Below are 23,928 nucleotides of genomic sequence, written 5' to 3'. Positions count from 1 at the left end.
CGCTTCCAGGCGGGAAAGCCCGGCCACGAAGCGGTGGGCCCGGTGTGGTCATGCCCCGTTGCCCGGGGTGATCCGATGCCTCAGGCCTCGGTGAAACGAAGCAGGGTGGATTTGCCGAACAGGCTCTCGACGAGGTCGACGGCGAGTTCGGCGGTGGTGTTGCGGATGTCGAGCGCCGGGTTGATCTCGACGAGGTCGATGGAGCCCAGCCTCCCGGTGTCGGCGATCATCTCCATGGCCAGCTGCGCCTCCCGGTAGGTCGGTCCCCCGACGACGGGGGTCCCGACACCGGGCGCGACCTGCGGGTCCACGAAGTCGAGATCGAGACTGAGGTGGATGTGGGTGTCCTCGTCGATGTCGTGAAGGGCGCGTTCCATGGCGTGACGCATGCCGGCCTCGTCGAGGAAGCGCATGTCGAACACCTCGAGGCCCTTATCCACGAGCACCCGTTTCTCGCCGGGATCGACGCTGCGCAGCCCGACCTGGCGGATGTTGTCCACCTCGATGGCGGGCCTCCGGTCCGACATGCCGGTCAGCTCCTCCGGTCCGTCTCCGAGAAGGCAGGCCACCGGCATGCCGTGGATGTTCCCGGAGGGAGTGAGCTCGTTGGTGTTGATGTCGGCGTGGGCGTCCACCCAGATGATGCGCAGCTTCTTGCCGACCCTGCGGCAGTGCGCGGCGATGGCGCTGATGCTGCCGATGGCGAGGCTGTGGTCGCCGCCCATCAGCACCGGCATCCGGCCATCCGCCAGTTCGGCGGCGACGGCGTCACGCACCGCCCGGTTCCACTCGATCACCTCCGGCAGGTGGCGATAGCCGTCAACCGGCGGGGTCTGGGGATTCGGCGGCCCGGTGACGTCACCCGCGTCACGGACATCCACTCCGAAGGCCCGCAGGGCCTTCCCGATACCGGCGACACGCAACGCCCCGGGCCCGAGGCGACAGCCCGCGACACTGGCGCCGATGTCAGTGGGGGCTCCGATGAGAGTCAGTTTCATCCCACCATGCTAACGACCCGGCTCCCTGTCGGGCCGGGCACCACCAGCCACGCCACGGGAGGTCTCACCGAGGCCGGGATCACTGCGCGGCGCACCCCTGGAACACGAACTGCTTGACCCCGTCGTCCTCCACCTCCAGGGCTCGGGTTCCCCAGATCTCGGCGATGAGTTCCGTGGTCAGCACCTCTGGCGGCACCCCCGAGGCCACCAGTTCACCCCTCCTCAGCACCAGCACCTCGTCGCAGTACCGCGAGACGATGTTGAGGTCGTGGAGAACGATCACCGCGGTTTCCACGACCTCCCGCACCAAGGTCATGATCTGGTGCTGGTAACGGATGTCCAGATGGTTGGTGGGCTCGTCCATCAACACCAGGTCGCATCGCTGCGCCAGCGCCCGGGCGATGAGGATGCGCTGTCTCTCCCCTCCGGAGAGGGTGTGGACGTAGCGGTCCGCGATCCCGGAGAACCCCACCGCGGCCAGGGCATCCTCGACGATCCGGTGGTCCTGGCGGCTGTAGCCCTCGATGTCGCGGCGGTGGGGCGCCCGGCCCAGCATCACGAGGTCCGCCACGCGCATCCGTTCCCCGCTGTCCTCGAACTGCGAGACGACGGCCAGTTTCCGTGCCACCTGCCGGGTCCCGAGCCGGGACAGGGGCTCCCCCTCGATGCTGACCGTCCCGTCGGTGATTTGCTGCGCGCCGTGGATCGCCTTGAGCAGGGTCGTCTTGCCGGATCTGTTGGGGCCGGCGATGCCGACGATCCTTCCCCTGGCGATGTCGAAGGTGACGGATTTCACCGCCGTGAAATCGCCGAAGCTGACTGTGACGCCACGGGCTTCCAGGGGGAGATCCATGGGTTACTGCTTGATCTTGGAGGCCAGTTCGATGGCCCCGTGGATGGCCGACGGGGATGCGTAGGCGATGGCGGACTCGGCGTAGAAGATCTTGCCGTCCTTGACCGCTTTCATGTCCTGGAACCCGGGAATCGCCTGTAGCCGCTGCATGGTCGATTCCTTGGTCGCTCCCCCCATGCCCAGGAGCACGACTATCAGGTCGGCGTCGGATTTCACGAAGGCCTCGGGGGCGATCGGACCCTGGTGGGGGTGGTAGCTGGGGTCCACCGCCGTCCTGAGGTCCAGCGACTTCATCATGTCGCCCATCACGCCCGCCTCCCCGTAACTGAAGAGGCCTTCCTCCTCGCCGAAGTAGTATGCGAAGGCCACTTTCCGTCCCGCTCCGGGTTTCTCCCTGGCCAGCCTGTCGAGCTCCCCCCTCAGGGTTGCGACCTCGGCCTCGGCCTTGTCGGAGGTGCCGAGCACCTTCCCGAGCCGGGAGACCTCGGTGAGGATCGCGTCGAATGACTCATCCTCTTCTGATCGGAGTAGAGGTAGTGGCATTCGGGTTGGTCGACGACCGCCGGAATGCCCTTCTCGATCAGGCGTTCGGGTGGGAGCTGGGAGGAATCGAACCCCCCGCCGTAGACCAGGTCGGGTTGCAGCCCGATCACCCCCTCGACGGACATGCCCGAGTCGGCTGCGATCCTGATGTCGTCGGCACCGCCGCCCATCCACGAGGCGGCTGGTTCCCCGTACTCGTTGGCCCGGGCGACGATCTTCTCCTTGGCTCCCGCGGCATAGAGATAGGCCAGCCCCGAGACTCCCAGCGACAGCACCTTCGACGGTGGGGTGGTGAAGGTCGTGTTCTTGCCGCAGTTGCTCATGGTCATGGCCTCGCCGCTGGTCGTCTCGGTGGTGTTCGCCGGGGAGCAGCCGCTGAACGTGGTGACGGTGGCCGCGACCCCCAGCACCAGCGCGGCCAGCCTGGCGGGCGTGGATGTGGGTTTCATGGATATCTCCTTGTCCTCGTCATTTCCGGAATGGTCATGAATGGTTGCGGATCAGCACCATCAGCGTCGGTGTCCCGATGATGGCGGTGAGGATCCCGATGGGCAGCTCCGCGGGTCTGAGAACGATCCGGGCCCCGATGTCCGCCGCCACGAGCAGGATCGCCCCGCTGAGAGCCGCCACGGGGAGGGCCCGTCGCGTCACGGTTCCCACCAGCAGTTTCGCCAGGTGGGGAATGATCAGGCCCACGAACCCGATGGTTCCGGTGACCGACACGAGAACCGCCACGGTGAGGGCCAGCAGGATGAATGCGGCGTTCCGGTAGGGAACCGGGGATGTGCCGAGGGAACGCGCCTGGTCGTCGCCCAGGTTCAACAGGTCGATTCTGCGTCCCAGCAGGGTGAAGGCCCCGAGGGCCGCCAGGGTCACGGGGCCCGCGAGCCACACGTCCTGCCAGGACGCCGCGGACAGCGATCCCAGGATCCAGAACATCACCGACCGGGCCCCGGCGGCGTTCCTGGCCAGCAGGGTCGTCAGGCTCGTGACAGCGGAGAAGAAGTAGCTGACGGCCATCCCCGCGAAGATGATCCGGTTGACGGTGATCCTGCCGCCGGCAGAGGCCAGGAAGGCGACGACGACGATCGACAGGAGAGCTCCCAGGAAGGCACCGCCCGTGATTCCCAGGGAGCCGATCGCCGCGCTGGAGGCCCCGAACACCATGACGATAGCCGCCCCGGTGGAGGCACCCGAGGAGATCCCCAGCAGGTAGGGATCCCCCAGGGGTTCCTGAGCAGGGACTGGGCCACCAACCCACACACCGCCAGCCCGGCCCCGGCCAGCGCCCCGAGGATGGCGCGGGGCAACCGGACGTCACCCACGATCTGGGCATCGACGGTGGACAGTCCCAGAGCCTCGGTGCCCTGCCCTCCGACGGCGGCCCAGATTCCCTTGAGCGTCGTCTCGAGGCCGATGTCGGTGGCGCCGACGACGACCCCGAGGATGACGACGAGGATCAGGAGGATCGTCAGCCCGAGATTCAGCAACGCCCTCCCGGTGAAGGTCGCGATCACGTGTCGCCCTTTCCCGTGCAGGCGGGAGCGGTCATGTCTCGTCCCCGATCTGGGTTCCGAGCAGGTTCCTGTAGAACGGGTTGCCCAGGAGCTCGTCATGGTTCCCGCTGGCCTCGATCCGCCCGTCGTTCAGGACGATGATCCTCTCCGCCATCCTGATCGAGGTGAGCCGGTGGGCGATGACCACGGTCGTCCTGTCCGACCTGAGCCGGGCCATGTTCGCCGAGATCTCGGCCTCCAGGAACGGGTCGAGGTTCGCCAGCGGCTCATCCAGGATCAGCAGCTCGGGATCGCGGAGGAAGGCCCGCGCGATCCCGAGGCGTTGACGTTCGCCTCCCGAGAGGTTGGCACCACGGTCGCCGATCCTGGCCTCCAGCCCGCCCAGCCGGCGCACCATCTCCGCCAGGCCGGCCCTCTCCAGGGCCTCCCACAGCTGGGCATCGGATGCCTCCGGCCGGGCCAGGGACAGGTTGGAGCCGCCGTTCCGGCGAAGATGTGGCAGTCCTGCGGCACCAGGGCCAGTCGTTCGCGGTGCTCGTCGGGGGCGACGGCCCGCAGGTTCTCGCCGTTGAAACGCACCTCGCCCTCGCCGGGATCCAGGAATCGCATCACCAGGTTGGCGATGGTCGTCTTTCCCGCCCCGGAGGGACCCACCAGGCTGATCGAGCGTCCCGGTTCCACGGACAGGGTGACGTCCTTCAGCACCTCCTCGTCGCCGTAGGCGAACGACACCGATTCGAGGTCGAGCTCTCCCTGCTCGCCGGGTCGCGAGCGCAGCCCCGTCTCCGGAGTCGCGGGGATCGGGTCCTCCACCTCCAGGATTCCCCGGATTCTCCCGGCACAGGCGCCGATCTCCCCCACCCGGGCGAGCATCCCGGTCAGGGAGATGACCGGGGCGATGCTCATCCCGGCCAGCACGATGGCCACGGGCAGGATGTCCGGGGCGATCCTGCCATCGATGACCCCACCGGTCAGGACAACTATGAGGACCAGGGTCGCGACGGCGGTGAGGATCCCACCACAGGCCTTCTCCACCGACTGCCTCAGTGACTGCCCGAGTTTGATCCACTGGATCGAATCGGTTCCCGACAGGATCGCCGACCCCTGGCGTTCCACCATTCCCAGGCTGCGCAGCTCCCGTTGCCCGTGCACGAAGTCCAGTGCCGTGACGCGCAGGTCGGAAAGGCTCTTCCTGAGCCTGATCCCCTGCCGCGTCTGGACTCCCATCAGCAGCAGCGGGCAGGCGACCAGCAGCACGCACGCGAACGCCATCACAAGGCCGATCGGCCCCACCAGCCAGCAGAGGATGCCGATCATCAGGGCGGGGCTGATGACCGCGCAGATGGCAGTACTCGCGGTGTGCGCGTAGAACCACTCCAGGGTCTCCGCGTCACCCATGGCCGCGGACGCCACGTCCCCGGTTCTTCTTCCCTGCAACCCCAGGGGGGCGATGCGCCTGATCGCCGCGTAGATCCGGACCCGGAGGATGTGGAGGATCCGGTAGGCCACCTCGTGGGACCACCAGACCTCGAGCAGGAGGCTCAACGCGTGGAAGGCGACGCCCCCGAACAGCACCCCGGTCAGCAGCGACAGTCCGGCGTCCGGGTCGGCGATCAGGGTGGTGGTGATCCACACCGATGTGATGCTGACCGACACCAACGTCAGCTGCGACAGCATGGTGACCACCGTGGATGCGGCGAACAGGCCCCGGCAGGTTTTCAGCATCCCGAGCAGGTGCAGTACTTCACGGATCGCGGTTCTCACACTGCCTCCCGTCCGGCTTGCATGGCGACGAGTCCGGCCCAGGGGCTCCCGGGCTCCGCCAGCAGTTCCCCCGGGGAACCCTGGCAGGCGACCCGGCCGTGTTCCATGACGATGACGTGATCGGCACTCGATGCGGCGTCGATCCGGTGGGTGACGAGGATGAGGGTCAGACCCGGGTGTCTCTCCCTGATCCCGGCCAGCAACCGCTGCTCCGTGCGGGAGTCCAGGGCCGAGGTGGATTCGTCCAGGATCAGAACCGGGGTTTCCCTGATCAACGCCCGGGCAATCGCCAGCCGCTGTTTCTGACCGCCCGAGAGGTTCGTTCCCCGTTCCAGGACCCTCACATCGAGGATGCCGTTCTCCTCCCCGGCGTCGAATGTCCTCAGATCCTGGGCCTGTGCTGTCCCCAGGGTGGTCAGCATCTGCGCCTCGCCGGCCCCGGGATTGGCCTCGGCGAGAATCTCGCGGACGGTTCCCGGGAACAGGAGTGGGTCCTGCGGCACCAGGGTGATCAACCGTTCGACGGGAATGGTGGCGGGGTCCACCCCGCCGACGCGGATCCTTCCTTCAGCGGGTCGATCGAATCCCATCAGCAGTCCGAGGGCGGTGGACTTCCCCGAACCGGACAGACCGACGATCGCGGTCACGGCGCCGGCGGGAATCCGGAAGGACGCCCCATCCAGCGCAGGTTGCCCGGCTCCCGGGTAGCTGTAGACGACGTTGTCGAACTCGATGTCCCCCGCCGGGGGTTTGCCCCATCCCTCCCCGGATGGCCGGGGATTACCGGGCGCCAGCCGGAACAGCGCGCTCATCTGGCTGGCTGCGGAGATTCCGTAGAAGGATTCGTGCCAGATGCCGGAGAGGGCGGTGAACGGCCGGAACAACTCGATGGACAGGAGTATCACCAGGAAGAGCGACCCGAGGGTGAGCGATCCCCTCTGATCTGGCCGATCCCCAGGACGAGGGCCACGGCGGGTCCCAGCACCTTCATGGCACCGCTGAGCCCGGTCTCGCCCAGGGAGAGCCGGAGCTGGCCGAGGGTCGAGTCCAGCAGCCGCGTGGACTGCGTCTCCAGCTGCTGCCCGTAGTATCCGGCCGCCCCGAAGGACTTGAGCGTGGTCATTCCCAGCATGGCGTCGATGAAGTCGGAGTTCATGTTCTCGTAGGCGTCCCAGTGCTCCCTTCCCCGCTCGGCGAGCACCCTGTCCCAGATCCGCGGGATGGCGACCACCGCCATGCCACAGACCAGGAGGATGCCCGCGATGAGCGCGCTGTGCACACCGATCATCACGGTGATGGCCAGGGCGACGGCCACCGTGACCACCAGTTGGGAGAGGTACTTCACGAAGTAGGGTTCCACCGCCTCGATGCCGTCGGTGAGGACGGAGTGCAGCGCACCGCTGCAGCCCGCATCGGAACGCATCGGTCCGAGTTCCTCGAACTTGGCCAGCAGTGCGCACCGCAGGTTGCGTTTGACGACCAGGCCGGAACGGTTCTGGGCGATCTCCCCCAGGAACTCGGCCAGGGGACGCAGCACCAGGACGACTCCGAGGGCCCCGGCCAGCCACGCGAGCTGGTCCGGGCGCCGCTGCCCCAGAAGCTCGTTGAACAGCGCGGCATTGATCCAGGCAGCCGAGATGAGCAGAGCGGAACTTCCCAGGCCCGCGAGCACCGGGAAACCCAACAACCGGACGCCCACCCCAGCCGCTCTGACGACTGATTGATGCTGCAACAGCATTGAACTCCCTTCCGACAACACAGTGGAATCGGGCAAGCGGTCACTTGACGCCGGCGTTGCGCACGGTTTACCCGGCCACAAACAAAAGTTAGGGTATCTTAAGCTGAATTGGTAATGGTCCCTAGCCCCGATTTGCGACGCCTTACCTCCCCTCGCCGCGCGCGACGCAGCCGCGGAATCCCGCTCACGGGGCCCACGCGCGACTCCCCGGCGAAGCCTCTAAGCTGGCCCGGTGAGCACCAACATTCCCGCCCTGAAGACCGCAAAGAGCATCGACCGGGACGCCGACGTCGTCGTGGTCGGCCTCACCAGCGTCGGCGGGACCCCGACCCTCGTCGGGGTGCCGGCGGAACTGGAGAAGGCATGGAGCAAGCAACTCCCGTCACCGCTACTGGAGGCAGCCGTCGCTCTGGGCGCACGCAGCGAACTCGGCACGCTGGCCGCCCTGCCCCCCGTTCCCCAGCGACTCGTCGTGGTCGGCCTGGGTGATGTCGATGTCACCCCGTCGGCTCTCAGGCACGCGTGCGGGGTCGCCCTGCGGAAGATCAGCGGCACGAAGGACGTCGAGAACCTGAACGTCACCATCTCCCTCGAGCTGCACGACCCCGAGCTGGCGCGGGCCGCCGCGGAGGGCGCCGTGCTGGGCGCATACCGCATTCCCCGCGTCACCCGGAAGCCCCAGAAGAACGCCGTGGCCGCCATCACTCTCGTGACCGGGCGCGCCCAGCTCAAGGAATCCGTCGAGGAGGCCGGGGTCGTCGCGGCCGCCGTGGTGCAGGCCCGCGACTGGATCAACACCCCACCCAACCTGCTCTACCCCGAGACCTTCGCGGAATCCGCCAAGGCCCACGTCTCGGATCTCAAGGTCGGGGCCGAGATCCTCGACGAGAAGGCCCTCGCCAAGGGCGGCTACGGCGGCATCCTGGCTGTGGGCGGCGGCTCGTCGAGAGCCCCGCGCCTGCTTCGTCTCACCTGGGCCCCGCGCGGCGCGAAGTTCCACCTGGGACTGGTGGGCAAGGGCATCACCTTCGACTCCGGCGGCCTGGACATCAAACCCGCCGGGCAGATGGCCTCCATGACCTGCGACATGTCAGGGGCGGCCGCCGTGATCGCCGCCACCCGGGCCATCGCCGCCCTGGGGTTGTCGGTCAAGGTCACCACCTACGCCGCCATGGCCGAGAACCTTCCATCCGGCACCGCCTACCGCTCCGCCGATGTGCTCACCATGTTCGACGGAACCACCGTCGAGAACGTCAACACCGACGCCGAGGGCCGCCTCGTGATGGCCGACGCGCTGGGGCGTGCCGGCACCGACTCCCCGAACCTGATCGTGGACGTCGCCACTCTCACGGGAGCCTGCATGGTGGCCCTCGGGAAACGCACCGCCGGGCTCATGGCCAGCGACGACGCCACCGCTGATCGCCTGCTCGACGCGGCCGAGGCGGCAGGGGAGGGTTTCTGGCACCTGCCGATCACCGATGACATCCGTGAGGGGTTGAAGTCGGATGTCGCGGACCTGCGTTCCGGCGGCAAGGGCCGCTACGGCGGGGCCCTGAGCGCGGCGGCCTTCCTGCAGCACTTCATCCCGGACGGTGTCTCCTGGGCACACCTGGACATCGCGGGCCCGGCCTGGAACGACGAGTCCCCCTACGGCTGCACACCGGTCGGCGGCACCGGTGCCGCGGTGCGCACCCTGGTGGCACTGGCGACCCAACTGGTCAGCTGAGGGCTCCGGCCACAGCGGCTTCGCGGGGTACCGGAGACGCACTCCGGTACCCCGCGGCCGTTTTCCGGCACCCTCTCGCCTCCCGACCGGGGGACGAACACCGGGAGGACACTCCCGGTTCGGCCCGACAAAATACATGAACATTTCGGTCCAGGAACTGGATATCATCGCACCATCCCCCGATCAACGCGAAGGAGCAGCGAGGATGCCGCGCACCCGGAAACCCATCGCCCCCGAGCGCCGCGCCCGCCTGATGCGCGCGGCCCGCGCCCACTTCGCCCGCCACGGTTACCGCGGCGCTTCCCTGCAGCAGATCCTCTCGGAGGCCGGCTTCCCCCGCAGCTCCTTCTACCATTTCTTCCAGGAGAAGGAAGCGCTGTTCGACGCCGCCCTCGCCGACGGCCTGGCCCTGCTGGCTGCCCGCATCGAGGTGGCCGATCCCGGCGCCCTCACCGCCGAGAACTACTGGCCCACGGTTCTCGCCCTCGTGGAGGCCCTCGGCAGGGCCTGCCGCGACGAGGACCTGGCCGCCGTTCCCGTGATCTTCCACCTGCGCGACGCGCCACCGTCGGCGACGCGGGATCGGTTCGAACGGGCCGCCCGTGAGTGGTGCACGCTCATGGTGGAGCACGGCCGCGCCCTCGGGAGGCTCGAGCGGGATCTCCCGGCCGACCTCCACGTGGAGCTCACGTGGAGCATGGTGGTGGCGCTGGACCGGTGGCTCGCCGCCCACCCCGAGCACATGGACGACAGCGCCCGGATCACCGGCGTGCTCCTGGCCCGGATGCTCAAGGCGGCGGACCGGTGAGCGCCCCGGACGTGCTCCTGCTGGGCGCCACCGGTTGCCCGGGACGCCATGTCGCCGCGGAACTGCACCGGCGCGGTCACCGGATCCGGGCCGTGGTCCGGGACGCACGGCGCGCGGAGAAGCCCGGGGCCTGGGATTCCCCCGCGCTGTCGGGGCTGATCGACGAGCAGATCGTGGGCGACGTGCGGGATCCGGACCTTCCCACCCGGTTGACCGCAGGTGTTGGCAGCGCGGTCTCGGCGCTCGGGGTCACCAGGCAGGGAACCGATCCGTGAAAGATCGATCACGGCGCCAACCTCGGCATGTTGCGGGCCGCGGAGAGGAACGGGGTGGGGAGCTTCCTGTACGTGCACGCCCTGGGGGCGGAGCGGTGCCCGGCGCGACTCACCCGCACGAAGTGCGCCTTCGTGACCGAGCTCCGTTCCTCGCCGGTGACGGGAATGGTCGTCAGTCCGAGCGGTTATTTCTCCGGCCTGGCGCAGCTGCTGCTGATGGCGCGCCGGGGCCGGGTGGCGCTGACGGCACCCGGGGCGCGCATCACCCCGATCCACGGGCCGATCTGGCGGCGGTGTGCGTCGAGCACCTCTGCCGGGGCGAGGGCGGCACCAGGGAGGTCGGCGGCCCGGAGGAACTGAGTTTCCGCGGGATCGCCGAACTGGCGTTCGGGGCCCTCGGCACCCGCCCCAGGATCACCCGCCTGCCGTCCCGCACCCTGGACGCCGTGGTGCTGCTGGCCCGCCCCTTCGCGCCGCACAAGGCAGACCTGCTCCGTTTCCTGGCGTGGAACATGCGCACGGACAGCGTCGCGGAGCGCACCGGCAGCCGGCGGATCGGCGACTTCTTCGCCCAGCAGGCCGAGCGCATCGCGTCCCCACCCGAGGGGAATCCGTGAGCACCGGCACGCCCGGGCGGCGTTTCCTCTTCGCCCCCGAGACCTTCAACCTGGGTGAGACGTCCCGCGGGGTCGAGGTGGCCCGAGAACTCGCCCGGGCAGGGCACGACGTGCGTTTCATGGGGTACTCACGCACCTATGCCCCCTACATCCGGGAGGCGGGGTTCGATCTCGACCTCCTCGCCCCCGAGGTGGACGATGCCCTGGCAGCCGGGTTCCTCGCCTTCGAGCAGGGGCGTTCACTGCGCTTTCCGTTCACGACGCGCATGGTGCGCACCCGGGTGCGCAGCGAACTGGACCTGATCGCGCGTTGGCAACCCGACGCGGTGATCATCGGGACGACCCTCACCCTTCTGCTGTCGGCCAGGATCGCCGGGGTGCCGTTGGTGTACCTGCGCCCCTATCCCTTGAGCGCAAGCCACCTGGCCTCGGTCTCCGGCCTTCCGCTGTGCGTGCACGCAGGTCCCGTCTCTCGTTGCGTCAACCGGCTCGCTGGGTTCCTGGCCGGGAAACTCGCCAGGCATCTCCGGTGGAAACCAGCGGCTTTCCGCCGCGTGGCCCGCGAGCACGGTCTCCGGCTTCCCGGGTGCACCGCAGCGATGCTCGACGCCGATCTGGCGCCGATCGCTTCCCTGTTCCCCCTGCTGGACGGGCGGCCCCTGGTATCCGGTGAGGTGGCGGTCGGCCCCATCTACGCCCGTGCCACCGGGAACCTACCTCCGAAAGTGGAGGAACTCGCCCGGGAACACGGACGTCCGCTCATCCACGTGGGTCTGGGTTCCTCCGCTCGCCGCGAGGTGGCGCTTCCGCTGCTCACCGCCCTCGGGGATCTCGATGTGGACGTCGTTTCCACGGCGGGCCGCTATCTCACCCCGCGGGATCGTCGTGGGCTGCCTCCCTCGGTTCTGGTCTTCGACTTCCTCCCCGCCCACGAACTGGGCGGGCTCATCGACGCGTCGCTCATCCATGGAGGCGAGGGGACGGTGCAGACGGCCTGCGCCTCGGGTGCACCCTTCGCAGGCATCGGCATGCAGATGGAGCAGAAACTCAACATCGCAGAATGCGTGGACTTCGGCAATGCGCTGGCCTTCACGATGCGTGACATCCGCCGGCACAGGATTCCCTCCCTGGTGGAGCGGCTGCTCACCGACGCCACCCTGCGGCGACGCGCGCGAGAACTGGCCGCCCTGACGCGAGGCATCGACGGGGCACGACGCAGCGCCGAGGTCATTCTTCGTTTCCTCGATGATCGGCAATGACTCCCGGGCACACACTCGGAGAGCCGCGCCGAGGCCCCTGGTCATCGCCACTTCGTCCCCACGAAAGACCCCGTGACTGATACCGTGAAACGGCACCCGGCATCACCTCACCGGCCCGGGAAACGCCCGATCCGTCGATGCGAAATCCAGGAACCCCATGCACACGACATTCCGGAAAAGCGAACTCGACCGTATGGCCCGGTCGGGATGGATGGGCCCGGTTGCCCGGGAAATGCTCACGGTTCGAGGGCTACCCACTCCGGTAGAACATCTCGAAGGCATCCAGGACGACGACTGGTGGGAACGCGCCGAACGAGCGGCGGCGGCGCTCCGGGACCATTTCGCCACATTCCGGTTCGGGGAGAGGGCGGAGTTCGGGTTGCTGCTGGTCCCTTCCCCGGGAAAAATTGACACCCGTTCCCATCTTCCCTCTGCGGTCCGGAAACAGCAGAGCCCCGGCCTCGGCGAGGATTTCGTGGACCCTGCGCTGGGCCAAGGCGTCGACCTCACCCTTTCCGGGGTCCCGTGGACCCCGTTCGTCTCGGTCGTCGGTCCCCAGGGCATCTCGGCGGGAAGCCACGTGGCTGTCCGGGATGCGGAGCGGCGACGTTTCGAGGTTCTGGGACACGACACCCGCGACGCCATGACCCGCCAGCTGTGGGGAGCACGTCTGCTCCAGTCACCGGCCGGGACGGTACCCGACAGCGATTACAACGAAACCTGGACGTTCACTCTTTTCCCCGCAGAGCCCCTGGTGGATGGAAGGGCCACATCAGGAACGGTTCTGAAGGGACGAGTACGTTTCCGCCTGGGAAGGAGTAATCGGGGAATCAGCAGCGCCCGAGTCGCTCCCGGCATTCCCGTGCCGTGACCTGCGGCGGGCTCGCCCCGGTCCCCGGGCTGGGAAACCGCGGGCCGCCGCGCATTGGGTGGGCGTTTTCTCGGCTGATTCGAGCCGCGGATCTTCTGTTGGAACCGGCTCTATCCGGAGATCCTCTTGTTCCTCGCCCCGTATTCGCGCATGCGTTGCGGATACGGCACCACACCCGCGTCGTAGGCGGGAATGTCGTGGCGGGAGGCGAAGTCGTAGCCGAAGGCGATCGAGGGGATGGCGCGCCGGGTGGATTCCCCGTCGGCGGCCACCAGCAGGATCGACGGTTTGTTGAAGCTGGTCGGCTGCTCCAGCCAGGCCTCGACGCCCCGGCGGGTGGTCACGAAACCGTCCAGATGGTCGAGGAGCACACCGTCCACTTCCTTCTGCTCCTTGGCGACCTTTGCAGCGACCCTGCGTTTCGAGAACCAACCCACCCGAACATTATGCCGGGAGGATGGAAGACTGTCCCGCATGACGCAAGTTCATGACCTGGCCGTCCTGGGCGGCGGCCCCGCCGGCTACGCGACCGCCCTGCGGGCCGCGCAGCTCGGGCTGGACGTGGCACTGGTAGAGGAGAAGGAGCTGGGCGGCACCTGCCTGCACCGGGGGTGTGTGCCCACCAAGGCGTGGCTGCAGGCGGCCAAGACCCGCACCACTGTAGCCAAGGCCGACAGGCTGGGAATCGGCGCCATCCTCACCGGGGTGGACGCCGCCAAGGTGCGGGGTTTCGCGGACTCCCTGGTCTCGGGGCTGCACCGCGGGTTGACCGGTTTGATCCGCTCCCGCGGCATCCGGGTGGTCCCGGGACACGGCCGGCTGGTGGTCGATGCCGAAGGACCTGCCCTCGACGTCGACGGGGAGCTGCTGCGCGCCCACAACGTCGTCCTGGCAACCGGATCGGCCCCCGTGACGCTGGGTCTGCCGACCGACGGGGAACGCATCCTCACCAGCGAACACGCGCTGCGCCTGGAGCAGCTTCCCGGGCGGGCGGTCATCCTGGGCGGCGGCGTGATCGGCGTCGAGTTCGCGTCCCTCTGGCGCGATCTGGGGGTCGACGTGGTCCTGGCGGAGGCCAGGCCGCACCTGCTCCCGAACGAGGATCCGGACCTCGTCGCCGTGTTGGAACGACGCCTGAGGGCCCGGGGCGTCGACCTGCGGCTCGGGGCGAAGGCCGAGGGCATCGTCCGCGACGGCGACCAGGTGCGCTTGGAACTACCCGACGGGACCGTCACCGCGGATGTCGCGCTGATCGCGGTCGGGAGACGCCCCGTCACCGGCGGCCTGGGACTGGAGGAAGCGGGTGTCGCCCTCACCTCCACGGGACACGTGAGCGCCACCCGGGAGCTCGCCACCACCGCGGCGGGGGTGTTCGCGGTCGGGGATCTGATCGCGGGCCCGCAGCTGGCGCACCGCGGCTACGCACACGGCATCTTCTTGGCCGAACAGCTGGCCCATCTGTCGGGTGGGCGCCCCATCCGTCCCCGGCCCCCCGAGGACCGCGACATCCCGCGGATCACCTATTCGAGTCCGCAGCTCGCATCGGTGGGGCTGACCCGGGAGCAGGCAGCGGCGACCGGGGGCTGCGAGGTCTCGGATTTCGACCTGCGCGGCAACGCCCGCGCCCTGATGCTGGCCCCCGGGGACCGCGATGCGGGACTGGTGCGGGTGATCCGGCGTCCGGGCGGCGCACTCGTCGGTGTGCACCTCGTGGGAGAGGACATCGCGGAACTGATAGCGGAGGGTACCCTGATGGTGGGTTGGCAGGCCACCCCCGACGACGTGAAGGACCTGATCCACCCGCACCCGAGCCTCAGCGAGGCACTGGCTGAGGCGAACCTCACCCTCGCCGGGTCGGCCCTGCACATGCACGCCTGATTGAAGGATAGGCTTGGAACGGATAGCGACGCGCCAGACACAAAAGGAGCCATTGTTCACATGTCAACCGAAGTAACACTCCCGGCACTGGGCGAGTCGGTCACTGAAGGCACCATCTCCCGCTGGCTTAAGGCCGTCGGCGAGACCGTCGAGGTGGACGAACCCTTGTTGGAGGTCTCCACCGACAAGGTGGACACCGAAATCCCCTCCCCCGTGGCCGGTACCCTCCTGGAGATCAGGTTCAACGAGGACGACGTGGCGGAGGTCGGCGCCGTTCTGGCCGTGATCGGCGAGGCCAGTGAGGCTCCCGCCCCGCAGGCCGTCCCTGCGGGCAATGCAACCGAAGTGGTGCTCCCCGTTCTCGGGGAATCGGTCACCGAGGGAACCGTTTCCCGTTGGCTGAAAACGGTCGGCGAAACCGTCGAGGTGGACGAACCCCTCCTCGAGGTGTCCACCGACAAGGTCGACACCGAGATCCCCTCCCCCGTCGCGGGGACCCTCCTGGAGATCCGTGTCGCGGAGGACGAGACCGCAGCTGTCGGCGCTGTCCTGGCGTTGGTCGGCGATGCTGCACCTGCGCCGACGCCGGCCCCTGAACCGGTCCCGCCGGCTCCCGCCGCTGAGCCGGCACCCACGCCCGCCGTCCCGCCCACGCCCGCTCCCCCGGCAGTCACCGCACCGGTTGCTGCACCTGCTGTTCCGGTCACCGCACGCCGCGCATCGTCCGAGGAGGGGGTCTACGTCACGCCTCTGGTTCGCAGGCTCGCTGCCGAGCACGGCATCGCCCTGAGCTCCGTCCAGGGCACCGGTGTCGGAGGTCGTATCCGCAAGCAGGACATCCTCGACGCCGCCGAATTGGCCAGGAAGGCAGCATCCGCGGCCTCTGTCCCCACCGCCGCCACGGCACCCACGACTGCACCGGCCCCGACTCCCCAGGTGGCCGCCGTTTCGGAGGAGGCCGCGAAACTGCGCGGCACCACGGAGAAGCTGTCGCGGATGCGCAAGGTGATCGCGGAGCGGATGACGGAGTCGCTGCGGGTCGCCTCGCAGCTCACGGCAACGGTCGAGGTGGACGTGACCGCCATCTCGAAGCTGCGCAAGATCGCAAAGGACGACTTCAAGAAACGCGAGGGCGCATCCCTGTCCTACCTGCCGTTCATCACGAAGGCCACGATCGAGGCCCTGAAGGCGATGCCCGTGCTCAACGCCTCGCCCGACTTCGAGGCGGGTACCGTGACCTACGCGTCGCAGGAGAACATCGGCATCGCCGTCGACACCGATCGCGGCCTGATGGTGCCCGTCATCCATGACGCCGGGGATCTGAACCTGGCCGGGCTGGCCAAGCGCATCGGCGACCTGGCGGCCCGCACCCGCGCCGGGAAGGTCGGCCCCGACGAGCTGAGTGGTGGCACCTTCACCATCACCAACTACGGTTCGGCCGGTACCCTGTTCGACACCCCGATCATCAACCTGCCGCAGGTCGCGATCCTCGGCACCGGCGCACTGGTGAAACGCCCCGTGGTGGTCACCGACGCCCTGGGCGGCGACACCATCGCCATCCGCGACATGATGTACCTGTCGCTCACCTACGACCACCGCCTCATCGACGGCGCCAAGGCCGCCCGTTTCCTCAGCCTGATCAAGACACGCCTGGAGGCCGGCGACTTCGCCAGCGAGCTGGGACTCTGATCCGTGAGCCGGTTGGCCCGGGCCGCGACGAAGAAGCGGCCCGGGCCAGTTCAGCGCCCTGTCCTGAAGCCGGCTGAGCCGGGGAGCGAGGAACCGAGCGAGTCAGAACCCCTGACGCCCGACAGCAAGAACCCGGAGACTCTCACCACGGTTTCGACACGCCCCACTCGCTGACGCTCGCAGGCCGGCTCAACCAGCTTCACCATTTCCAAGCTGGTTGAGCCGGGCCGCGAGGAACGAGCGACCCGAGTCGAAACCCCTGACGCCCGACAGCAAGAACCCGGGCACGCGCAAGATGTTTCCGGCGCGACCGGCCCCGGAATCGCTCACGGCCCTCGTGCCCGGCGGTCTTCAAGACGAAAGGTGCCCGGCGGGAAACCCGCCGGGCACCTTTGTGATCCCTGCCGGATCAGATCAGGCCGAGTTCTTTGACCGCTTTGCGCTCGTCGAGCAGCTCGGCGACGGATGCGTCGATCTTGGCGCGGGAGAACGGGTCGATCTCGAGGCCCTGGACGATCTCGTACTTGCCGTTCTTCACGACGCACGGGAAGGAGGAGATGACGCCCTCGGCGACCCCGTAGGAGCCGTCGGAGGGAACCGCCATGGACACCCAGTCGCCGTCGGGGGTGCCGAGCACCCAGTCACGCATGTGCTCGACGGTGGCGTTCGCTGCGGAGGCCGCGGACGACAGGCCACGGGCCTCGATGATGGCCGCGCCGCGCTTGGCGACCGTCGGGATGAAGGTGGACTCGATCCAGGCCTCGTCGTTCACCAGTTCAGCGGCGTTCTTCCCGCCCACCTCGGCGTGGAAGATGTCGGGGTACTGGGTGGAGGAGTGGTTGCCCCAGATGGTCATCTTCCTGACCTCCTCGACGGGACGGCCGAGTTTCTGGGCGAGCTGGGTCTTCGCACGGTTGTGGTCCAGGCGGGTGAGGGCGTTGAAACGCTCCTTCGGGATGTCGGGGGCGTTGCTGGATGCGATCAGCGCGTTGGTGTTGGCGGGGTTGCCGGTCACCAGCACGCGAACGTCGTCCGCTGCCACCTCGTTCAATGCCTTGCCCTGGGCGGTGAAGATGGCGCCGTTGGCGCTCAGCAGATCGCCGCGCTCCATGCCGGCCTTGCGGGGCATGGCGCCGACCAGCATCACCAGGTTGGCACCGTCGAAGACCTTCTTCGGATCATCGCCGATGACGACGTTCTTCAGGTTCGGGAAGGCACAGTCGTCGAGTTCCATGACGACACCCTCCAGGGCCTTCAGGGCCGGGGGGATTTCCAGCAGACGCAGCTCGATGGGCCGATCACCCAGCAGGGAGCCGCTGGCTATGCGAAACAGCAGGCTGTAGCAGATCTGGCCGGCGGCGCCGGTGACCGCGATCTTGACGGGAGCCTCAGTGCTCATCGTGCGGACCTTTCTTTCGACGTTGGTGTCCACGACCGAGCCTATCGTCCACCGCCGGATTTCACGTGCCGGGGGGAACCACCAGCGCGAGCACGCCGATCGCAGCACCCAGGCTGAAGAGGATGGTGATGTCCATCCAGCGGCGCCGGACCACCAGCAGACCGGAGACGCGACGCGGCAGCAGCATCCGGGCGACCCCGGCGAGGAGGGTCGCCGCGGCCATCACCACCGCCCCGTAGCGCCAGTTCACGAAACTCGCAATCAGCACGCCGATCGTGAACACGCCGAGCACGGCCGCCAGCGGCCACGGGTTCGTGGGAAGCCGGTTAACCGTGGGGGTGTCCATGAATTTCCTCGGCGCGATCGACGACATTGCTGAGCAGCATGGCTCGGGTCATGGGGCCCACCCCGCCTGGGTTCGGGGTCACCCAGCCGGCCCTGTTCCACACGTCCGGCTCCAGGTCGCCGGTGGTTCTGCCATCAACGCGGCTGACGCCGACATCGATGCACACCGCGCCCCGGCGGATCATGTCGGCGGTGATCATACCCGGTACTCCGGCGGCCGCCACCACGACGTCGGCCCGCCGGGTGTGTTCGGCCAGGTCGCGGGTGCCGGTGTGGCACAGGGTCACCGTGGCGTTCTCGCTGCGGCGGGTCAGGATCAGCCCGAGGGGCCGCCCCACCGTGATGCCGCGACCCACCACGCACACGTCCGCTCCCCGCCACTCGATGCCGTGACGGCGTACCAGTTCCACGATGCCCCGGGGGGTGCAGGGCAGGGTGGCGGGTTCGTTGAGCACGAGCCGCCCCAGATTGATCGGGTGCAGCCCGTCGGCGTCCTTGTCCGGATCGATCAGTCCCAGCACCCGATTCTCGTCGAGGTGCCCCGGTATCGGCAGCTGCACGATGTATCCGGTACAGGAGGGGTCGGCGTTGAGCGCCGCGACGGCCTCCTCCAGCTGCGCGGCGGTGGCGTCGGCGGGAAGCTCCACCTGGATGGAGGCGATGCCCACCTGCTCGCAGTCGCGGTGCTTCATGCGCACGTAGTTCCGGCTGGCCGGGTCGTCGCCGACGAGCACCGTCGCCAACCCTGGCACCATCCCCCGGGCGCGGAGCCGGCCCACCCGCTGCTTCAGTTCCGTCTTGATGGCGGCGGCCGTGGCCCTGCCGTCCAGGATTCCCGCGGTCATTCGCACTCCTGCATCAGTGGAAGAAGTGACGGGTGCCGGTGAAGTACAGCGCAACGCCGTGTTCGGCACACAGGTCGACGGTTTCCTGGTCGCGCAGGGAGCCGCCCGGCTGGACGATGGCCCGGATGCCGCCGTCGATCAGGATCCGCGGCCCATCGGCGAACGGGAAGAAGGCGTCGGATGCGGCCACCGACCCGGCGGCCCGTTCCCCCGCGCGTTCAACCGCCAGGCGGCACGAGTCGACACGGTTCACCTGCCCCATGCCGACGCCGACGGAGGCGCCGTCGCGGGCCAGGAGGATGGCGTTGGATTTCACGGCGCGGCAGGCCCGCCACGCGAACACGAGGTCGGCCAGGGTCGCATCGTCGACCGCGTCACCGGCCTTGAGTTCCCAGTTCACGGGGTCGTCGCCGGGCGCGTCGATGCGGTCGGGTCTCTGGAGCAGGGCGCCCCCGGAGATGGGGTGGAGGACGCGTTCCCGGTGCGTGTAAGGGGTGGCCCTCAGCAACCGCAGGTTCTTCTTCGCGGTGAGGATCGCCAGGGCCTCCGGTTCGAAACCGGGGGCGATCACCACCTCCGTGAAGATGTCCTTGACCTGTTCGGCCAGTTCGGCGGTGACCGGGCGGTTGGCTGCGATGACCCCTCCGAAGGCGGAAACCGGATCGCAGGCGTGGGCCCTGCGGTGGGCCTCGGCGATGTCGGGGCCGATCGCGATCCCGCACGGGTTGGCGTGTTTGATGATCGCGACGCACGGCTCGGTGAAGTCACCCGCGGCGCGGTATGCGGCCTCGCCGTCGGTGTAGTTGTTGTAGCTCATGGGTTTGCCGTGCAGCAGCTCGGCCTGGGCGATTCCCTCCGGGCCGGGCGGGTAGGTGTAGAGGGCAGCTGCCTGGTGGGAGTTCTCGCCGTAGCGCAGGTCCTGTTTCTTCACCCAGGCCGCACCCAGCCAGGCCGGGAAGCCGTCGCCGGGCGGGGTGGCCACGGTGGCCCCCATCCAGGAAGCGACGGCGATGTCGTAGGATGCGGTGTGACGGAAGGCGTCGGTGGCGAGGTCGCGGCGCTGCTGGAGGGTGAAACCGCCCTCGGCGAGGGCGTCCAGGACCACGGGGTACTGCGATGTGGAGGTCACCACCGCGACGCTCGGGTGGTTCTTCGCGGCGGCACGCACCATCGAGGGTCCGCCGATGTCGATCTGTTCGACGCACTCGTCGATCCCGGCCCCGGAGGCGACGGTGGCCTCGAACGGGTAGAGGTTCACCACCACCAGATCGAAGGGGGCGACACCGAGTTCCTCCAGCTGGGAGACGTGGGCGGGCAGACGGCGGTCGGCGAGGATTCCGGCGTGAACGCGCGGGTGGAGCGTCTTGACGCGGCCGTCGAGGCATTCGGGGAAACCCGTCAGCTCCTCGACGCGGGTCACGGGGATCCCCGCCGCGGCGATCCGGGCCGCGGTGGATCCCGTGGAGACCAGCTCCACCCCGGCGGCGTGGAGGGCGGTGGCCAGTTCCTCCAGACCATCCTTGTCGTAGACGCTGAGCAGCGCGCGGCGCAGCTGAATCCGGTCGGTCATCTCTCTCCTTAGTTCCAGGCACGCACGGTCTCCACCAGCAGGCGGCGTTCCACCACCTTGATGCGTTCGTGAAGGGTCTCGACGGTGTCGTCGGGCAACACCTCGACAGCCCCCTGGGCCAGGATCCTACCGGTGTCCACCCCGGAGTCGACGAGGAAAACCGTGGCGCCGGAGATCTTGACCCCATGGTTCAGCGCGTCCCTCGGCCCGTGCATCCCGGGGAAGCTGGGAAGCAGCGCGGGATGGGTGTTGATGGTGCGTCCCCCGAACCGGGCGAGGAAACTGGTCCCCAGCAGCTTCATGAATCCTGCCGAGACCACCAGGTCAGGTTCGAAACCGGCCACGATCCCGGTCAGTCCGGCATCCCATTCGTCGCGGTCCGAGCCCTTGACGAGGGGATGGGCGACGGCCGGCACCCCGGCGGCACGGGCCCGTTCCAGGGCGTGGGCGGCGGGCTGGTCGGAGACCACCGCCACGACCCGGGCGTCCACCTCCCCCGCCGAGGCGGCGTCGAGAAGGGCCTGCAGCAGGGTCCCCGACCCGGAAACCAGCACCACCACGCGAATCGTCACCGGACAACCGTATCGCCGGTTGCCCCGTCCTGCCCGGGAACCCGGCCCCCAGGAGCAGCCGCCGCGGTATCCGTGGATCGGGGAACGAAAACTTCCTGCGGCCCGGGGAAGCGACGGATCGCCTCAAACACCCCACTTGGCGACACTCCCCCTCGCAAGTTCCGTCGCCAGCCGGAGCGCTAGCGTCGAGACATGCCGCATCCCCATGCACACCGGGCCGGGCATCCGCACGGGAAACCCTTTGGCGCCCGCCCGAACCTGGACTTCGACCGGGCCCCGTTCATCGTGATCTGGGAGACCACCCAGGCCTGTGACCTGGCCTGCCGCCACTGCCGCGCATCCGCGCAGCCGTTGCGCAACCCGAACGAGCTGACCACGGCGGAGGGGATGAAGCTCCTCGATGACGTGCGGAGGTTCGGGCGCGTGGTGTTCGTCTTCTCCGGTGGGGACGCCTTCAAACGCCCGGACATCGTCGACCTGGTGCGGCACGGCGCCGACATCGGGCTTCGCATGGCCATCACACCGGCCACCACCTCGCTCGCCTCGCGTGAGCAGCTCCAGGCCCTCAGGGACGCGGGACTGAGCCGGCTGGCGGTCAGCCTCGACGGCTCGAACGCGACCATCCACGACGAGTTCCGCCGCGTGGCGGGAAGTTTCGCGCACGGCCTACGCATCCTCCGCGAGGCCCAGGAGATCGGCCTGACCACCCAGGTGAACACGGTGGTCCGCAAGGCCAATCTCGACGACATGGAGGCCATGTGCCGGCTCATGACGGAACTGGGAATCGTCTTCTGGGAGGTTTTCTTCCTGGTCCCGATGGGGCGCGCCAAGAAGGAGGACGTCGCCTCCGCCGAGGGATTCGAGGCCGTTTTCAACCAGCTCTACGACCTGTCCCGGACCGCTTCCTTCGACATCAAGGCAACCGCCGCGCCCCAGTACTCGCGGGTCGTCATGCAGCGCAAGCGCGCCGAGGCGCGGGCCGGGGCGGACACCGACCTGGACGTGCTGACCTCCGGGATGCACTACTCGCAGCAGGACGGCATCGGCCGCGCCCGCAACGTCAATGACGGCGACGGGTTCATGTTCGTCTCCCACGTCGGCGACATCTATCCGTCAGGTTTCCTGCCCGTCAGGGCGGGCAACGTCAGGACCGACGACATCGAGGAGGTCTACCGCCACTCCCCGCTGTTCACGACGCTGCGTGACCGCAGTCAGCTCAAGGGCAAGTGCGGCGTCTGCTCCTACCGTTCCTTCTGCGGCGGTTCACGGGCCCGCGCCTACGCGATGACGGGTGATTTCCTGGCTGAGGAGCCCTTCTGCTCACATGAGCCACGACGCTCCCACGGAGGGCTACCGGCGTAGCGTCTCCTCGTCATCCCTGCCCCGCGATCCAAGGCTCTCCTGCCCGGTTTCGGTGTGCATGCCCCGACGCGTCGGCCACTCCCGCCGGGCGAGTCCCACCGTAAGCCCCGTGACCAGCCCGGACAATCCGAGAATGCAGGAGGCGGTGATCGCAAGACTGCCGAGCCCGACCCCCACATGGGAGAGACGCTGTGTCCCCAACCCCCCGGTTGCACACCAGGCGAGCACGAACAGCACGGCTCCCGCGACAATTCCCGCGAGCCCACCGACCAAGGACGTCTCGTAGAACCTTTCGGAAGATCGGTTGAGCGTGACGACGAGGGCCGCCAGGACGCCAGCGAGCACCCCGCCCAGCCCCCACAGCCAGGCCAGTTCGGATACGGGACCCGGGTCCGGGACCGCTCCCAACACGGGAATCGAGGGCAGGAACCCCAGGCTCGTCCCGTTCATGTTGAGCAGCGTTCCCTCTCCCAGCGTGACTCCTGCCCCCAGTGTCCAGGCCGTGGCCCAGACGACGAGGTTCGGGAGCCACACCAGCTGGATGACGCCCAGCAGGAGCCCCGCCGCACCATCGCCGCCGAGCCCGTCGGAGATGGCGGCGATGCGGTCACGGCCCAGGACGAGCATGACCGTGAGGAGCGCGGCCCCGGTTCCCACGCATGTGAGGACGGCCACCCCGATCCCCCGCGGCAGCGACCGCAGCCACGCGGGCCACCGTTCGAAGAGGTCGTATCCGACGGCGCGCGCGGCCCCCCGGAACCCGGAGAGCCCCCCGATCAACACGCTCCCCAGGAAGGTCCGGATCGCGGAGGTCTCCGGGACGAAGAACGCGATCAGGGTGATGGAGACGACGTAGGTTCCCGCATAGACACCCCCGACCCTCAGCACCACTCCTCCAAGGTCATCGGTCTCGTCGAGGGCGACGCGGGCCGCCAACCCCGCGACCGGAACCCCGAGCAGTATCAGCACCAGGGTCAGTCCGAGTGGCGCGACGCTCACCAGCTGTCCTCCGATCATGGTCGCCGCCCCGTTGGCGAGCAGCAACACGCGGGAGGCCAGGTCGAGCGCATCGGCCAGTTGCGACTCCGGCGAGGTCAGCCATCCGAGAGCGGCAGGGCCCGCCATCAGAAGCCACCCCGCGGCCACTACCGCGAGCCCCCCCAGCGGCGCCAACACGAACCACGGAATGATCATCTGAGGTCTCGCCGCCCGTGCCGCCTCGTCCACATCCACGGCTATCATCCGATGCCGGGAACCTCGTTCCGCCACACCAGCCTCCTTCCTCGATCCAACAGATCA

Annotated in this window: 24 protein-coding genes and 2 pseudogenes; 10 read left to right on the top strand and 16 right to left on the bottom strand. The window is 68.5% G+C overall.

What is annotated here, in order from left to right:
* Positions 1-80 precede the first annotated feature (80 nt).
* From rocF to E0E39_RS16000, 9 genes and pseudogenes are all read right to left on the bottom strand, one after another.
* Entirely contained in the window at positions 81-998 is a 918-nt protein-coding gene (gene rocF, locus E0E39_RS04075) for an arginase (protein ID WP_130873600.1), read from the bottom strand.
* Between the two features lie 79 nt (positions 999-1,077).
* A complete protein-coding gene (locus tag E0E39_RS04070; protein ID WP_130873599.1) occupies positions 1,078-1,851 on the bottom strand; it encodes an ABC transporter ATP-binding protein in 774 nt (257 codons plus the stop codon).
* Between the two features lie 3 nt (positions 1,852-1,854).
* Positions 1,855-2,316, bottom strand: coding sequence for an ABC transporter substrate-binding protein (locus E0E39_RS16020; protein WP_207302570.1), 462 nt, complete (start codon positions 2,314-2,316; stop codon positions 1,855-1,857).
* Positions 2,271-2,843, bottom strand: coding sequence for an ABC transporter substrate-binding protein (locus tag E0E39_RS16015; protein WP_207302411.1), 573 nt, complete (start codon positions 2,841-2,843; stop codon positions 2,271-2,273). The genes E0E39_RS16020 and E0E39_RS16015 overlap by 46 nt, the downstream gene beginning before the upstream one ends.
* A 34-nt stretch (positions 2,844-2,877) precedes the next feature.
* A pseudogene (locus E0E39_RS16260) lies at positions 2,878-4,010 on the bottom strand (FecCD family ABC transporter permease).
* On the bottom strand, positions 3,943-4,332 hold the full coding sequence (locus tag E0E39_RS16555; protein ID WP_281275611.1) for an ATP-binding cassette domain-containing protein: 390 nt from the start codon (positions 4,330-4,332) through the stop codon (positions 3,943-3,945). The pseudogene E0E39_RS16260 and the gene E0E39_RS16555 overlap by 68 nt, the downstream one beginning before the upstream one ends.
* Positions 4,333-4,406: 74 nt before the next feature.
* A pseudogene (locus E0E39_RS04055) lies at positions 4,407-5,636 on the bottom strand (ATP-binding cassette domain-containing protein); the annotation flags it as partial.
* A 35-nt stretch (positions 5,637-5,671) separates the two neighbouring features.
* The gene (locus E0E39_RS16005) at positions 5,672-6,580 is read right to left on the bottom strand and encodes an ATP-binding cassette domain-containing protein (RefSeq protein WP_207302408.1); all 909 of its coding nucleotides are present in this window, start codon (positions 6,578-6,580) and stop codon (positions 5,672-5,674) included.
* Complete coding sequence (locus E0E39_RS16000) at positions 6,577-7,413, bottom strand: ABC transporter transmembrane domain-containing protein (RefSeq protein WP_207302407.1); 837 nt, start codon at positions 7,411-7,413, stop codon at positions 6,577-6,579. Before E0E39_RS16000 ends, E0E39_RS16005 begins: the two co-directional genes overlap by 4 nt.
* A gap of 232 nt (positions 7,414-7,645) precedes the next feature.
* On the opposite strand from E0E39_RS16000, the gene E0E39_RS04045 reads away from it, so the two are divergent.
* The 7 genes from E0E39_RS04045 to E0E39_RS04025 all read left to right on the top strand — a co-directional run bounded on the left by E0E39_RS04045 (position 7,646) and on the right by E0E39_RS04025 (position 12,969).
* Positions 7,646-9,139, top strand: coding sequence for a leucyl aminopeptidase (locus E0E39_RS04045; protein WP_130873598.1), 1,494 nt, complete (start codon positions 7,646-7,648; stop codon positions 9,137-9,139).
* Positions 9,140-9,344: 205 nt separating this feature from the next.
* Positions 9,345-9,947: a TetR/AcrR family transcriptional regulator gene (locus E0E39_RS04040; RefSeq protein ID WP_130873597.1), complete on the top strand. Its 603-nt coding sequence runs from the start codon at positions 9,345-9,347 to the stop codon at positions 9,945-9,947.
* Positions 9,944-10,222, top strand: coding sequence for an NmrA family NAD(P)-binding protein (locus tag E0E39_RS15995; RefSeq protein WP_207302406.1), 279 nt, complete (start codon positions 9,944-9,946; stop codon positions 10,220-10,222). The genes E0E39_RS04040 and E0E39_RS15995 overlap by 4 nt, the downstream gene beginning before the upstream one ends.
* 54 nt (positions 10,223-10,276) lie before the next feature.
* A complete protein-coding gene (locus E0E39_RS15990) occupies positions 10,277-10,582 on the top strand; it encodes a hypothetical protein (protein WP_207302405.1) in 306 nt (101 codons plus the stop codon).
* Positions 10,516-10,839 carry a hypothetical protein gene (locus tag E0E39_RS15985; RefSeq protein WP_207302404.1) on the top strand — a complete coding sequence of 108 codons (324 nt, stop codon included), beginning with the start codon at positions 10,516-10,518 and terminating at the stop codon, positions 10,837-10,839. Before E0E39_RS15990 ends, E0E39_RS15985 begins: the two co-directional genes overlap by 67 nt.
* Positions 10,836-12,098, top strand: coding sequence for a glycosyltransferase (locus E0E39_RS04030; protein WP_130873596.1), 1,263 nt, complete (start codon positions 10,836-10,838; stop codon positions 12,096-12,098). The genes E0E39_RS15985 and E0E39_RS04030 overlap by 4 nt, the downstream gene beginning before the upstream one ends.
* A 157-nt stretch (positions 12,099-12,255) precedes the next feature.
* Positions 12,256-12,969 (top strand): hypothetical protein, encoded by a 714-nt coding sequence (locus E0E39_RS04025; RefSeq protein ID WP_130873595.1) that lies wholly within the window; start codon positions 12,256-12,258, stop codon positions 12,967-12,969.
* Between the two features lie 110 nt (positions 12,970-13,079).
* Here the strand turns inward: E0E39_RS04025 and E0E39_RS04020 are convergent, their stop codons facing one another.
* Positions 13,080-13,406, bottom strand: coding sequence for a hypothetical protein (locus E0E39_RS04020; RefSeq protein WP_126378645.1), 327 nt, complete (start codon positions 13,404-13,406; stop codon positions 13,080-13,082).
* Positions 13,407-13,443: 37 nt separating this feature from the next.
* On the opposite strand from E0E39_RS04020, the gene E0E39_RS04015 reads away from it, so the two are divergent.
* Positions 13,444-14,847, top strand: coding sequence for a dihydrolipoyl dehydrogenase (locus E0E39_RS04015; RefSeq protein ID WP_130873594.1), 1,404 nt, complete (start codon positions 13,444-13,446; stop codon positions 14,845-14,847).
* 60 nt (positions 14,848-14,907) lie between these two features.
* Positions 14,908-16,536, top strand: a complete 1,629-nt coding sequence (gene sucB, locus E0E39_RS04010) for a 2-oxoglutarate dehydrogenase, E2 component, dihydrolipoamide succinyltransferase (RefSeq protein WP_130873593.1) — start codon at positions 14,908-14,910, stop codon at positions 16,534-16,536.
* 409 nt (positions 16,537-16,945) lie between these two features.
* On the opposite strand, the gene E0E39_RS04005 is transcribed toward sucB, so the two are convergent.
* The 5 genes from E0E39_RS04005 to purN form a co-directional block, all read right to left on the bottom strand.
* Positions 16,946-17,935, bottom strand: coding sequence for a malate dehydrogenase (locus tag E0E39_RS04005; protein ID WP_130873592.1), 990 nt, complete (start codon positions 17,933-17,935; stop codon positions 16,946-16,948).
* Between the two features lie 61 nt (positions 17,936-17,996).
* On the bottom strand, positions 17,997-18,281 hold the full coding sequence (locus E0E39_RS04000; RefSeq protein ID WP_165444629.1) for a DUF3017 domain-containing protein: 285 nt from the start codon (positions 18,279-18,281) through the stop codon (positions 17,997-17,999).
* Positions 18,262-19,125: a bifunctional methylenetetrahydrofolate dehydrogenase/methenyltetrahydrofolate cyclohydrolase gene (locus E0E39_RS03995; protein ID WP_130873590.1), complete on the bottom strand. Its 864-nt coding sequence runs from the start codon at positions 19,123-19,125 to the stop codon at positions 18,262-18,264. Before E0E39_RS03995 ends, E0E39_RS04000 begins: the two co-directional genes overlap by 20 nt.
* Positions 19,126-19,138: 13 nt before the next feature.
* The gene (gene purH, locus E0E39_RS03990; RefSeq protein WP_130873589.1) at positions 19,139-20,695 is read right to left on the bottom strand and encodes a bifunctional phosphoribosylaminoimidazolecarboxamide formyltransferase/IMP cyclohydrolase; all 1,557 of its coding nucleotides are present in this window, start codon (positions 20,693-20,695) and stop codon (positions 19,139-19,141) included.
* A gap of 8 nt (positions 20,696-20,703) precedes the next feature.
* Complete coding sequence (gene purN, locus E0E39_RS03985) at positions 20,704-21,267, bottom strand: phosphoribosylglycinamide formyltransferase (protein WP_130873588.1); 564 nt, start codon at positions 21,265-21,267, stop codon at positions 20,704-20,706.
* A 192-nt stretch (positions 21,268-21,459) separates the two neighbouring features.
* Here purN and E0E39_RS03980 point away from each other — a divergent pair, with 192 nt between their 5' ends.
* Positions 21,460-22,629, top strand: a complete 1,170-nt coding sequence (locus E0E39_RS03980; protein WP_130873587.1) for a TIGR04053 family radical SAM/SPASM domain-containing protein — start codon at positions 21,460-21,462, stop codon at positions 22,627-22,629.
* Here the strand turns inward: E0E39_RS03980 and E0E39_RS03975 are convergent.
* Complete coding sequence (locus E0E39_RS03975; RefSeq protein ID WP_130873586.1) at positions 22,618-23,898, bottom strand: cell division protein PerM; 1,281 nt, start codon at positions 23,896-23,898, stop codon at positions 22,618-22,620. The genes E0E39_RS03980 and E0E39_RS03975 overlap by 12 nt on opposite strands.
* Between the last annotated feature and the right edge of the window lie 30 nt (positions 23,899-23,928).

It is taken from the genome of [Pseudopropionibacterium] massiliense, from assembly GCF_900607225.1.
GTDB classification, from domain to species: domain Bacteria; phylum Actinomycetota; class Actinomycetes; order Propionibacteriales; family Propionibacteriaceae; genus Arachnia; species Arachnia massiliensis.
The sequence above is the reverse complement of the archived record's forward strand: the minus strand, read 5'-3'. Positions and strand labels throughout refer to the sequence as shown.